11 protein-coding genes are annotated in these 12,118 nt (G+C 66.8%); 4 read left to right on the top strand and 7 right to left on the bottom strand.

Features of this window, described 5'->3' with window-relative positions:
* Positions 1-754: 754 nt before the first annotated feature.
* From MBELCI_RS19400 to MBELCI_RS21745, 7 genes are all read right to left on the bottom strand, one after another.
* Entirely contained in the window at positions 755-3,625 is a 2,871-nt protein-coding gene (locus MBELCI_RS19400; protein ID WP_021694599.1) for a bifunctional diguanylate cyclase/phosphodiesterase, read from the bottom strand.
* A gap of 2 nt (positions 3,626-3,627) precedes the next feature.
* Positions 3,628-4,455 carry a cache domain-containing protein gene (locus tag MBELCI_RS12515; protein ID WP_021694598.1) on the bottom strand — a complete coding sequence of 276 codons (828 nt, stop codon included), beginning with the start codon at positions 4,453-4,455 and terminating at the stop codon, positions 3,628-3,630.
* Positions 4,456-4,683: 228 nt separating this feature from the next.
* Positions 4,684-5,502 carry an amidohydrolase family protein gene (locus MBELCI_RS12510; RefSeq protein ID WP_021694597.1) on the bottom strand — a complete coding sequence of 273 codons (819 nt, stop codon included), beginning with the start codon at positions 5,500-5,502 and terminating at the stop codon, positions 4,684-4,686.
* On the bottom strand, positions 5,499-5,927 hold the full coding sequence (locus tag MBELCI_RS12505; protein WP_021694596.1) for an RbsD/FucU family protein: 429 nt from the start codon (positions 5,925-5,927) through the stop codon (positions 5,499-5,501). The genes MBELCI_RS12510 and MBELCI_RS12505 overlap by 4 nt, the downstream gene beginning before the upstream one ends.
* Positions 5,917-6,966 (bottom strand): aldo/keto reductase, encoded by a 1,050-nt coding sequence (locus MBELCI_RS12500; protein ID WP_021694595.1) that lies wholly within the window; start codon positions 6,964-6,966, stop codon positions 5,917-5,919. Before MBELCI_RS12500 ends, MBELCI_RS12505 begins: the two co-directional genes overlap by 11 nt.
* Positions 6,967-6,976: 10 nt before the next feature.
* A complete protein-coding gene (locus MBELCI_RS12495) occupies positions 6,977-7,441 on the bottom strand; it encodes an FCD domain-containing protein (protein ID WP_235047637.1) in 465 nt (154 codons plus the stop codon).
* A complete protein-coding gene (locus tag MBELCI_RS21745) occupies positions 7,423-7,674 on the bottom strand; it encodes a GntR family transcriptional regulator (protein WP_021694593.1) in 252 nt (83 codons plus the stop codon). Before MBELCI_RS21745 ends, MBELCI_RS12495 begins: the two co-directional genes overlap by 19 nt.
* 100 nt (positions 7,675-7,774) lie before the next feature.
* Here MBELCI_RS21745 and MBELCI_RS12490 point away from each other — a divergent pair, with 100 nt between their 5' ends.
* From MBELCI_RS12490 to MBELCI_RS12475, 4 genes are read left to right on the top strand one after another with little or no spacing between them, the layout of a single operon-like run.
* A complete protein-coding gene (locus MBELCI_RS12490; RefSeq protein WP_021694592.1) occupies positions 7,775-9,292 on the top strand; it encodes a UxaA family hydrolase in 1,518 nt (505 codons plus the stop codon).
* Positions 9,293-9,317: 25 nt separating this feature from the next.
* Complete coding sequence (locus MBELCI_RS12485; RefSeq protein ID WP_021694591.1) at positions 9,318-9,539, top strand: SDR family oxidoreductase; 222 nt, start codon at positions 9,318-9,320, stop codon at positions 9,537-9,539.
* Positions 9,540-9,573: 34 nt separating this feature from the next.
* Entirely contained in the window at positions 9,574-11,100 is a 1,527-nt protein-coding gene (locus tag MBELCI_RS12480) for a sugar ABC transporter ATP-binding protein (protein ID WP_021694590.1), read from the top strand.
* Positions 11,097-12,101: an ABC transporter permease gene (locus MBELCI_RS12475; RefSeq protein ID WP_021694589.1), complete on the top strand. Its 1,005-nt coding sequence runs from the start codon at positions 11,097-11,099 to the stop codon at positions 12,099-12,101. The genes MBELCI_RS12480 and MBELCI_RS12475 overlap by 4 nt, the downstream gene beginning before the upstream one ends.
* The last annotated feature ends 17 nt before the right edge of the window (positions 12,102-12,118 follow it).

Raw genomic sequence — 12,118 nt, 5'->3', positions numbered from 1 at the left:
GCATCGCCATCATGAACCGCTTCTCGGCCCTCGGACGGGCCGAGATCGAAGCCGTCCGCTGAAGAAAGGCGGGAAAGGGAGCAGTCATGCTTGGGGCTGATTTGCGCAACATCGCCACTCGTCATTACGCATCCATACGTAGGTCATGCATAACCTACGTAATGCCGAGGTAGGTCTGCGTAAAGAGGGCTCTCCTCCAACTTGTCTTACGCAAGCCGCCCCTGCTGCTCGACCAAAAGCGGAGCGGTGCTTTTCAGACGCTTTGCAGCTCCTCGCACGCCATCACGCCGGCCCGGTCAAAGCCCGGAGCATGGCGATCCGTTTTCATCCCCCCGAAGATCCTCTGGGAAGCGACGTCCATGTCGAATGTGAAGAAGAGGAGCGGTTAGCCGGTGCCTGTTTTCCCGAGCCCGGGGAAGCGGAGTTGCGATGGCCGGACAGGACGCACACCCATTTTCCAGCCCCCCCGACGACAGCAGCCGCGGGGCTTCGCGACGATTGATGAAACAGCCCGATACGGCGAGATGATGCCGCTCCACTGGCATTCGAACGATGTCGAATCTCTTTATGTCCTCAAGGGAGAGCCGAGCATCAATCCCGAGCGGCTTCCGTGTCGTCCGGCGCGCCCCGGGGTCTACGCACACGTTGCTCGGGGCGTGGTGCATGGGTTCCGGATCGAGAGAGCATCGGCGCGCGACCTGCACCTGACGCTGCCGCCGGAGGGGGGGCGTCACGAGGACGCCAGACCCCCATCTCAGGCGGACACCCGAGCTAGCCACGCGCCATTTTCCTGAGGCGACGTGTCCGCGGGCAAGGGTGCACCGATGCCTGTGAGCAGTGCCGGCACCGCGCCAAGTCGGACCGCCGGGCTGTAATAGAAACCCTGAACCTCGTTGCAGCCCTCGGAACGAAGTTGATTGAGCTGTTCGAGCGTCTCGACACCCTCGGCGGTGGTGGTCATGCCGAGGCTCGTCCCCAACCCGGTGATCGCCCGGATGATCGACAGCGCGTCGCCGCCCTTCTCGATGTCGCGAATGAAGGAGCGGTCGATCTTGATCTTGTCGAAGGGGAAGGAGCGCAGATAGCCAAGTGAGCTGTAGCCCGTTCCGAAATCATCCATCGACACCCGCACGCCCATGCCGCGGAACTGCTTGAGGATCGACAGCACCAGTTCGCTCTGTCGCAGCAGGACGGACTCGGTGATCTCCAGTTCCAGCCGCCGCGGGTCGAGGCCGGTGCGTTCCAGCGCCCGCGCGACCTGATCGACCAGTTGCTGCGAGCGGAACTGCGCCGGCGACAGGTTGACCGCGATGCGAACATGGGCGGGCCAATCGGTGGCCGCGTCGCAGGCGCGCTCCAGCACCCAGTTGCCGATTTCGCCGATCAGGCCGATCTCCTCGGCGAGAGGGATGAACTCCGCCGGCGACACCGCGCCGCGCTCGGGATGCGTCCAGCGCAGCAGCGCCTCGAAGCAGCTGACCCGGTTCGTCCCCGTGTTGACGATGGGCTGGTAGTAGACCTCGAACTCATCCTTCTGCAAAGCCAGACGGAGATCCCGTTCGAGTGTCCGGCGATGCTGCATCGAGCTGTCCATCTCCTGCTCGAAGAAGCGGAAACCATTGCGCCCGTCGGATTTGGCCCGGTAGAGCGCCATGTCGGCCGCCTTGACCAGCGCCTCGGCGTCGCTTCCGTCACCGGGAAAGAGCGAAATCCCGATGCTGGTGCCGATCGCGATCTGGTGGCCGTCGATCTCGAACGGTCTGGCGATGTCCTCGATGATGCGTTCGGCCAGCTTGCGCGCCTCTTCACCAGAGGCGATGTCGCCCTCGATGATCGCGAACTCGTCGCCGCCAAAGCGCGCGACCACCCCCGAGGGGCGCAGGCAGGCGCGCAGCCGCGCGCTTACCTGGCGCAGCAGCTCGTCGCCGACGGGATGGCCAAACAGATCGTTGACCGACTTGAAATGGTCGAGATCGAGGTAAAGCACGGCATGCTGATGACCGCGCGCCGTCGTCGCGACGATCTCTTCGATCCGGCGGGCAAAGAGCAGCCGGTTGGGCAGATCGGTCAGGGCGTCGTGATGCGCCATGTGCTCGATCCGCGCCTCGTCGCGCTTGCGCTCCGTGACGTCCTCGAAGGTGGCGAGCCAGCCGCCCGAGGCGATCGGCACGCAGCAGACCGACAGGGCGCGGCCGTCGCCCAGCGTCGCAAGATGGGTCATCATCCGCCTCTCGCCACCGCGCCGTGCGATGGTGGTCATGAATTCGGTGTCCTGCCCCGAGATGTCGTGCCCGGCGGCGCGCATCGCCCGGAGCATCTGCCCGAGCTTCATCCCCGGCTCCACGGCGCCGGGCGGAAGGCCATAGATCTCTTCGAAGCGTTGATTGTGCACGATCAGTTCGCCATCGGGGCCATACATGCACAACCCTTGCGACATGTTGTTCAGCGCCGCATCGAGCTGCAGGTTGCGCTTGGCGATCTCGGCCTCGGACTGTTCGATCAACCGGGCGCGGGCCTGGGCGAGCTGGGTGATCAGCCGGTCGAAGCTGCGTGCCAGAAGGCCGATCTCGTCGGACCGCGCGATGGTTGCGGGGCCGATCAGCTCGGTCACGTCGGGGGTTTCGTCCCAGTCCTCCCGCGACAGCCGCTTCATCGCCCCGCTCATGGCGGTGATCGGGCCGGTCAGCCTTCGTGACAGGCACCAGCCGATGGCCAGCATTATCAGCGCGATCAGCGCGGAGGTCAGGATCAGGTTGCGCTTGAGTTGCGTGATCGAGCCGAAGGCGGCCTCCTCGGTGAGCCCCGCCACCATTTCGAGATCGAGATGCCAGAACCGGTTGTCTGCAGGAAACCGCGCCGTGGTGACGAGATCGGAGCCGGTGTTGCCCGTGCCCTGCGCGCCGGTCGCCATCAGGCGTTGCACGATGTCGCCGGCCGCCTCGGCCTCGGTGCGGTAGAGCGGCGGCCCGTCGCCGTCGCGCAGCAGCAGCGCGCGTTCCGGACCCTGCTCCTCGTCGCCGATCTGTACCTGGCCGAGCCGTTCGCGCAGCCAGCCCATGTCGATCGCGCCGGACAGCACGCCGATCACCGTGTCCGGGTCGTAATCGGCCCGGATCGGTACGCTGAAAAGCGACGATTCCCCCGCGATCTCGGGATGCATGCCGAACCGCCCCGCCATCGGCAGCCCGATCAGCCCCATCTCCAGCTGATAGATATCGAGCACCTGCCCCGGCGCGATGTCGAGATTGTCGGCCGCGATGACCGCGCCTCTTTCGTCCGTCACCACGAGGAAGGCGAATTCGCGGTAGCGCGTCCGCACCGCCGCCAGCGAATCGGCGATCGCGCCGATGCCGTCACCGATCAGCACGTCCTGCATCACGTTGGTCTCGGACAGCGTGGCCAAGTCGTACATCGCGCGATCAAGCTGGCGCTGAAGGTCGCGCATATCGGCATCGAGGGCGCGGACGGCCTTGTCCGCGACCTCGGCGCGCAGCGCGCGCTCGCCGAAATAGGTGGCCACAATCGTGCCGATCCCGAGCGAGACGACGGCGCAGGCAAAGAGCGTCGCCGCCATTTTCAGACGCAGGCCCCCTCTGGCCCAACCGATGCCGGGAATGGCGGCCATGATCAAAGCGCCTGCAGGCTGATGAGCGTCCAGGGCCCGATCACCCGGAAGGCGGCGTCATGCGCGGCCTCGCCCATGGTGATGCGGCCTTGGCCCTGCGACTCCGCGCCGCCGATCGCCTCTCGGAACCCGGCAAGATCCAGCCCGGCGAGGTCGAAACTCGCGAAATAGTCGTCGCGCGCCTCGAGGTCGCCCTTCCGCTCGATCGGGATCTGCGTGCGGCTGTCGAAGATCACATGCCCGGTATCGGCCACGATCATCAGCGCGCCATCGGCGCGGTCGGCCAAGTTCTGCAGGATCTCGCCATAGACGGTGAAGGCGTGTTCGTAATGCAGGATCGACCGCTTGTCCCCGTCGACCAGCACCGGCGTCACATAGGCCACGACCCATTTGTCGGCATCCGGCGACAGGTAGATCGGCGAGGTGTAGACCTGCCGGTGGCCGGCCGCGAAGCCGGGGGCGAAAAAGGGCGCATCGGCTTCGTCGGTAGCCAGATCATGCGCGATCTCGTCGCCGACGATGCGCGAGATCTCGGCGCCTTGCGGGTCGATCAGGCACATTTCCTCGACATGGAACTTGTCCTGCGTCGCCAGTGAAACCTGGTCGATCCGCGACTTGTGGCGATGCCGGTCGTCATCGTCGTGGGTGTGGAAATAATCCGCGAAGGCCTCGTCCTGGGCGACTGTCACCAAGGCCCTTTGCGCGTTGGAATGCAGCCGCCCGATCGCGGCGGCGGCCCGTTCGGCCAGTGCGTCCATCGCCGCCGCATCGGCCTTGGCCCCGCCCGGCGTGGCCAGCGTCAGCGCAAGCGCCAGACCCGCGCATGTCATTCTGCCTGTAAATGACTGATCCTGCATCGTCCCGATCCTTGTATTCCGTTGCGCCAGCCCGCCAAATCCGCAGGTCTGCGCCGCCCTGTAAACTTCTTGCTAAGAAGTCGGGCATTTCTGAGGCGAACGGATCGCGACTGTTTCGGCTGGTTGGTCAATGACTGTCCTGCCACAGAACCGTCGAGCGCTTCGGCGGCGCGGTGGACGATGTCGGCCCCGCGGCAGCGATCAGAGCCGGTAGAGCGCCACGGCGGTCCCGCCGAACACGGCCTGCCGGTCCTGCGCGTTCGAGACGAAGGATCGGGCCATTTCGAACCAGCTTTCGTAGCTGGTCGCGAGGGTCAGGACCGGCCAGTCGCTGCCCCAGATGAGCCGCGAGGGACCGAATTGCGCAAAAAGATGCGCGGCATAGGGCGCCACCTTTGCGCGGCCCGCGCCCGCGCCCGCCTCGGTCAGAAGGCCCGACAGCTTGCAGCAGACCGCCGTTTCATGGGCCAGCGCCGTCATCTGCGCTGCCCAATCGTCGAAGCGGCCGTGGGCGATCTCGGGCTTGGCGCCATGGTCGATCACGCAGCGCAGCGCGGGATGGCGCGCCAGAAGCCGGCGCAGACGCGGCAGGTGCCGGGGCAGCACCAGCGCGTCGAAGGTCAGGTCATGGCGGATCATCGCCTCGAAGGCGGGCGACAGATCGGGGCGCAGCATCCAGTCGTCATCGGCGATGTCCTGGATCATCGGGCGCAGGCCGACCAGCTTGGGATGCGCGGCGAGACGCGCGATCTCGTCGGGCGCATCATGCGCCTCGAAATCGACCCAGCCGACCACGCCGCGCACGAAGGCGGTCTTGGTGGCCAGATCCAGCAGGTATCCGGTTTCGGCCAGCGTCGGTGCCGCCTGCACGAGGACGGTGCCGCCGATCCCGTGGCGCGCGAGATGCGGCTCAAGATCGGACGGGCCGAAATCGCGGTGGATCGGGGCCAGATCCGGTGTCAGCCAGCCATAGTCGCCCCGGTCGAGCCGCCAGAAATGCTGATGCGCGTCGATGATCACCCGATGACGCCCTTCTTGAGGATGATGTTGCCGTAGAGACGGCTCTCGCCGGTCTGCACGATGGCGAAGGCCCCGCGTGCGCGCTCGTAGAAGGCAAAGCGCTCCAACCGGCCCAGCGGCGCGGGGTTGTCCGCCGTCGCCTCGACGATCCGCCCGAACGCCTCCACGACGGGCGGAACGGCGGCCGCATCGCCCACCACCTCCATCACCAGCGCGGGCTCGGCCACGAAGCTGTCGAGCGGCAGGACCCGCAGCACCGCCTCCAGCACCTCGGTGGCCGAGATCCCGTCGAGGCGATGACACCGGGCCCCCAACGCCGTGGCGGGGAAATTGGCGTCGGCGATGACGATATCGTCTCCGTGGCCCATGGCCCGAAGGCTCCACAAAAGATCGGGCGACAGGATCGGGGGGATGTCACGCAGCATGGGGCGTCTCCTCGGGCACGGGCGCATCGGCGCGGATCAGCCCCTCGCCCTTCAGGTCGGACCAGAGCGCGGGCGGCACCGGCGTTTGCAGGATCTCGACGTTGCGGCGCACCTCGTCCGCGCTGGAAGCGCCGGGGATCACCGATCTGACCGCCGCATGCGCGAGCGGGAACTGCAGTGCCACGGCAATGAGCGGCGTCGCATGGGCGGTGCAAACCGCCTCGATCCGGCGCACCCGCTCCAGCACCGCCTCGGGCGCTGGCGCATAGTCGTAGCGCGCGCCGGGGGCGGCGCCGGTGGCGAGAATGCCCGAGTTGTAGGGTCCGCCCAATATGATCCCGACATCGCGCCTTTCGCAGAGCGGCAGGAAGCTGTCGAGCGCGGTCTGCTCCAGAAGCGTGTAGCGCCCGGCCAGCAGGAAGCCGTCGAACTCCGCCTCGCCCAAGAGCCTCTCGCAGACCCGCCAGGCGTTCACCCCCGCGCCGATCGCCGAAATGCGACCCGCGTCGCGCAGATCGGTCAGCGCGCGGTAGCCGCCCTCGCTGAAGAGCTGGCGAAGGTTCTCGTCCTCGCCCGCCTGCCCATGCGTGCCCGCGTCGAGATCATGCAGGAACAGCATGTCGATCCGGTCGGTGCCGAGCCGGGCGATGCTGTCCTCGAAGCTGCGCATGATGCCGTCATGGGTGTAGTCGAAGACGATGCGCTTTTGCGGCACGTCGACGAAGGCCTCGGGCGTCACCTCCTCGGGGGCGCAGTCGAGCAGGAGCCGCCCCACCTTGGTCGAAAGCGTCACCTGATCCGGATCGAAGCGCCGCAGCGCCTCGGCCAGCCGCATCTCCGAGCGGCCCAGCCCGTATTGCGGGGCCGTGTCGAAATAGCGGATCCCGGCCGCCCAGGCCGCGTCGAGCGTCTCCTGCGCCGCGCGCTCCTCGATCTTGCGGTAGAGATTGCCCAAGGGCGCTCCACCGAAGCCCAAGCGCGACAGGTGGACCGGCGAGGGCGTGCGCCCGTTCAGCGGTACGGTGTCCTTGCGTGTCATCATGTCCCTTTCAGCTGGGCCGGAAATATTCGGGGTGGTGAAGTTCGAGCGGTTCGATCCTGTGGATCAGCTGGCGCAGGTGGCGCGACATCGCCGCACGCGCGGCCTCGGCGTCCCGCGCCTCGATCGCCCGCATGATGGCCCCGTGCTCGTCCAGCGTTTCGGCCGGGCGACCCGCCTCGGGCAGGATCAGCATCCGCGCGCGGCGCAGTTGAAACGACATCTGCCCCACCACGAGCGCCACCTTGGGAAAGCCGGTAAATCCGAGGATCAGCTCGTGAAATTCAAGATCGGCCTCGAAGAAGCCCTGAAAATCGCCATCCTCGACGAGCAGCCCTTGCAGCTTCAGGTTCCGTGACAGCCGGGCGAGCTGAGCGTCGGTCCTGATCTGCGCGACCCGCGCCACCGCCGCCACCTCCACCGCTTCGCGCAGGAAATTCTCTTCGCGCAGTTCGGTCATCGAAAAGCGCGACACGCGGGTGGCCGATTGCGGAATGATGTCGACAAGCCCGTCAGAGGACAGCCGCCCCACGCCTCGGCCACGGGCGATCGCGAAACGCCGAGCTGCTCGCACAGCGCGCCCTTGCGCAGCACCGTTCCGGGCACGAGCGACATGTCGAGGATCGCGTCGCGCAACGTGACATAGACCCGCTGGCCGAGCGGGCCTTCCATGCCGCCGATATCCAGAGCGGGGTCTGCTTTGGGCATTTCGCACCTCCTAGACTGACATGTTAGTTGACAGGTAATTTTAGTAAAGCTAGCAATTTCCCTAACGGAAGCTTTGTTCGCCAGCCAGAGGAGGCGCGACGTGAACCAGCCGCCCAGACTGCTGACCCTCCACCCGCAGGACAATGTCGCGATCGCGCTTGGCGACATCGCGCCCGGGGAGACGCAGGGCGCGCCGCGGCTTCTGCAGCCGGTCGGCCAAGGCCACAAGGTCGCTACAGCACCGATCCGGGCGGGCGAGAACGTGCTGCGCTATGGCCAGATCATCGGTCAGGCCAGGGCCGACATCGCCGTGGGCGAGCATGTCCATGTGCACAACCTGGGCATGGGAGAGCACAGCCGCGACTATGCCCACGCCAGCGAGAATGCGCCCCTCGCCCCGAGCTCCGAGGACCGCAGCTTCATGGGCTATCACCGCGCCGACGGGCGGGTCGGCACGCGCAACTACATCGGCATCCTGACCTCGGTGAACTGCTCGGGCTCGGTCGCGCGCTTCATCGCCGAGGCGGCCGAGACATCCGGCCTGCTCGACGGTCATGACAACATCGACGGCATCGTGCCGATCACCCATGGCACCGGCTGCGGCATGTCGGGCGAGAACGAGGGCTACGCCACGCTGTTCCGCACGCTGTCGGGCTATGCCCAACACCCCAATTTCGGGGGCATCCTGCTGATCGGTCTGGGTTGCGAGGTGATGCAGATCTCCGATCTCGTCGGCGGGCGTCCGATCCGTGCCGACGGGACGCTGCGCTACATGACGATCCAGCACGAGGGCGGCACCCGCAGGACCATCGAAAAGGGGCTCGACGAGCTGCGCGGCATCGCAACGCTCGCCAACAAAGCCCGCCGCGCCCCCGCCTCCGTCGCGCATCTCACCGTGGGGATGCAATGCGGCGGATCGGACGGCTATTCGGGCATCACCGCCAACCCCGCGCTCGGCATGGCCTCGGACCTGCTGGTGCGCCATGGCGGCACCACCATCCTGTCGGAAACCTCCGAGATCTACGGCGCCGAGCACCTGCTCACCCGCCGCGCGGCTTCGGTCGAGGTGGGCGAAAAGCTGATCGACCGCATCCGCTGGTGGGAGGATTATACCGCCCGCAACCATGGCGAGATGGACAACAATCCCTCGCCCGGCAACAAGCGCGGCGGGCTGACGACGATCCTTGAGAAATCGCTCGGCGCGGTGGCCAAGAGCGGCAGCGCGCCGCTGACGGACGTCTATCTCTTCGGCGAGAAGATCGACAAACGCGGCTTCGTCTTCATGGACAGCCCCGGCTTCGACCCCTGCTCGGTCACCGGCCAGATCGCCTCGGGCGCCAACCTCATCGTCTTTACCACCGGGCGCGGCTCGGTCTCGGGCTACATGCCCACGCCCTGCATCAAGATCGCCACCAATTCGGACATGTATCGCCGGATGTCGGAGGACATGGACATCAATTGCGGCGACATCGTCAGCGATGGCGTCGGGCTCGACGACAAGGGCCGCGAGATCTTCGAGATGCTGATCCGCACCGCCTCCGGCGAACGGACCCGCAGCGAGACGCTGGGCTTCGGCGGGGTCGAATTCGTGCCATGGCAGATCGGCGCGGTGATGTGAGGCGAAGCATGCGGGGGGAGACGCGATGGCGCTGAACGACAGGATCATATCGATCACGGCGGCCGGTCAGGGCATCGGCGCGACCCCCGATCCGGTGCGGGCGGAACAGGAGGCCGTCGCGCGACAGCCGATGGGCCGGCGGGCCATGGTCGAGGATCTGACGCCGAGCGTCCTGCATCTCTTGTCGGACGACAGCCGCTTCATCACCGGGCAGGCCGCGCCGGTCGAGGGAGGCGTCAAGATCTGATCGGAACGCCAAGGGTTTGGGAGGGCCTGCGCGGATGAGTTACCTGGTCGAGATGAGGGGGATCGAAAAACGTTTTCCGGGCGTTCACGCGCTCAGGAGCGTGAATTTCGACCTGCGCGCGGGCGAGGTTCACGCCCTGATGGGCGAGAATGGCGCGGGCAAATCGACGTTGATGAAGATCATGTCGGGCATCTATCCGCGCGACGGCGGCGAGATGCTCGTCGATGGCCACCCCGCTGCCCCCGACAGCCCGCGCGCCGCCCAAAGGCTGGGGATCGGCATCATCCATCAGGAACTGAGCCTGATGAACGATCTGACGGCGGCGCAGAACGTGCTGATCGGGCGCGAGCCGCGCCGCAGCTTCGGGCGGCTCGACGAGGCGGCGCTGAACCGGCGCTGCGAGGAGATCTTTGCCCAGCTTCAGCTCAGGATGGACCCGCGCGCCCCCGTCGGCGCCCAGACCATCGCCCGCCAGCAATTGATCGAGATCGCCAAGGCGCTGTCCTACGATCCGCGCGTGCTGATCATGGACGAGCCGACTGCCGCGCTCAACGACGCCGAGATCGCCGAGCTGTTTCGCGTGATCGACACCCTCAAAACCAAGGGCGTCGGCATCGTCTACATCAGCCACCGCATGGACGAGATCAAGCGTATCGCCGACCGCGTCACCATCCTGCGCGACGGCGCCCATATCGACACGCTCGATGCCGCCCGGACGCCGCTGTCGCGGATCATCCAGCTGATGGTGGGCCGCGAGGTAACGCAGAGCGCGCCGGTGATCCCCGACACCAGCGCGAGCGCGGTGGCGCTCGAGGTGCGCGGCCTGTCGCGCGGCAAGGAGGTGCGCGACGTCAGCTTTTCGGTGCGCAAGGGCGAGATCCTCGGCATTGCCGGGCTGATGGGCGCGGGCCGGACCGAGGTGGCGCGGATCATCTTCGGCGCCGATCCGCGCGATGCGGGCGAGATCCGCGTCGCGGGCAAGGCGGTGGACATCCGCCACCCGCACGCCGCCGTGCAGGCGGGCATCGGCTATCTGTCCGAGGATCGCAAGCATTTCGGCCTCGCCGTCGACATGAGCGTGCGCGCCAATGTCGCCATGGCCGATCTCGGCCGTTTCACCAACCGCGCGGGTGTGCTCGACGAGGCGGCGATGAAGCGCACGGCGCTCGACTATATCGAACGCCTTGGCATCCGCACCCCCTCGGACGAGCAGGACGTGCGGCTGCTCTCGGGCGGCAACCAGCAGAAGGTCGTCATCGCCAAGTGGCTCCTGCGCGACTGCGACGTGCTGATCTTCGACGAGCCGACGCGCGGCATCGACGTCGGCGCGAAGTCCGAGATCTACGCGCTCCTCGAAGCGCTGGCCGCGCAGGGCCGCGCGATCATCGTGATCTCGTCCGAACTGCCGGAGGTGATGCGTCTCGCGCACCGCATCGCAGTGATGTGCGAGGGGCGGCTGACCGGCATCCTGCCCGGCGGCGCGGAGACCACCCAGGAACACATCATGGAACTGGCCACGCGGCGCGGATCGGCGCTGACCGGCGCGGAGGAGGCGATATGACCACCCTTTCGACCGATGCCCCCAAATCGGCGCTGTCGCGCCTGCTGATGGCGGTCACGCATCAGAAGCTTCTGGCCTTCGCCAGCCTGATCGTCCTCCTGATCGGCTTCTCGATCGCCTCGCCCAACTTCATGCAGACCTCGAACATGATCGCGATCCTGCAGGCGACATCGGTCAACGGCGTGCTGGCGATCGCGGTGACGCTGGTGATCATCACCGGCGGCATCGATCTCTCGGTCGGCACCATGATGACCTTCACGGCGGTGATCACCGGCGTGGTGCTGACCTTCCTCGGCCTGCCGCTTCTCTTCGGTGTCATGGCCGCGATCGCGACGGGGGCCTTCTGCGGCTCCTGCTCGGGCACATTCGTGGCCAAGATGAAGATCCCGCCCTTCATCGCCACGCTCGGGATGATGCTGATCCTCAAGGGGCTGAGCCTCGTGATCTCGGGCACGCGGCCGATCTACTTCAACGACACGCCCGGTTTTTCGGAGATCTCGCGCGGCTCGGTTTTGGGCGAGGTGTTTCCCGCCCTGCCGCTGCCCAACGGCGTGCTGATCCTCTTCATCGTCGCCGCCGTGGCGGCCTACATCCTCAATCGCACCGTCCTTGGCCGCTACTGCTTCGCGCTGGGGTCGAACGAGGAATCGGTGCGCCTGTCGGGGGTGAACACCGACCGCTGGAAGATCGCCATCTATGCGCTGGCAGGCGCCATCGTCGGCGTGGCGGGGCTGCTCATCGCCTCGCGGCTCAACTCGGCGCAGCCCGCGCTCGGCCTGGGCTACGAGCTCGAGGCCATCGCCGCGGTGGTGATCGGCGGCACCTCGCTCTCGGGCGGGCGCGGCTCGATCCTGGGCTCCCTCATCGGCGCACTGATCATGGCGGTGCTGACCAACGGGCTGCGTGTGCTGTCGGTCGCGCAGGAATGGCAGACCGTCGTCACCGGCGCGATCATCATCCTGGCGGTCTATGCCGACATGATGCGCCGCAAGCCGTCCTGAGAGGCGGCGCGATACGA

Source organism: Limimaricola cinnabarinus LL-001 (genome assembly GCF_000466965.1).
GTDB lineage: Bacteria > Pseudomonadota > Alphaproteobacteria > Rhodobacterales > Rhodobacteraceae > Limimaricola > Limimaricola cinnabarinus.
The sequence above is the reverse complement of the archived record's forward strand: the minus strand, read 5'-3'. Positions and strand labels throughout refer to the sequence as shown.

What these genes read in the sequence shown, in the direction of transcription:
- MBELCI_RS19400 (WP_021694599.1), bottom strand. Translation starts at nt 3,625, where the DNA reads ATGGCCGCCATTCCCGGCATCGGTTGGGCCAGAGGGGGCCTGCGTCTG.
- MBELCI_RS12515 (WP_021694598.1), bottom strand. Translation starts at nt 4,455, where the DNA reads ATGACATGCGCGGGTCTGGCGCTTGCGCTGACGCTGGCCACGCCGGGC.
- MBELCI_RS12505 (WP_021694596.1), bottom strand. Translation starts at nt 5,927, where the DNA reads ATGCTGCGTGACATCCCCCCGATCCTGTCGCCCGATCTTTTGTGGAGC.
- MBELCI_RS12500 (WP_021694595.1), bottom strand. Translation starts at nt 6,966, where the DNA reads ATGACACGCAAGGACACCGTACCGCTGAACGGGCGCACGCCCTCGCCG.
- MBELCI_RS21745 (WP_021694593.1), bottom strand. Translation starts at nt 7,674, where the DNA reads ATGCCCAAAGCAGACCCCGCTCTGGATATCGGCGGCATGGAAGGCCCG.
- MBELCI_RS12485 (WP_021694591.1), top strand. Translation starts at nt 9,318, where the DNA reads ATGGCGCTGAACGACAGGATCATATCGATCACGGCGGCCGGTCAGGGC.
- MBELCI_RS12480 (WP_021694590.1), top strand. Translation starts at nt 9,574, where the DNA reads ATGAGTTACCTGGTCGAGATGAGGGGGATCGAAAAACGTTTTCCGGGC.
- MBELCI_RS12475 (WP_021694589.1), top strand. Translation starts at nt 11,097, where the DNA reads ATGACCACCCTTTCGACCGATGCCCCCAAATCGGCGCTGTCGCGCCTG.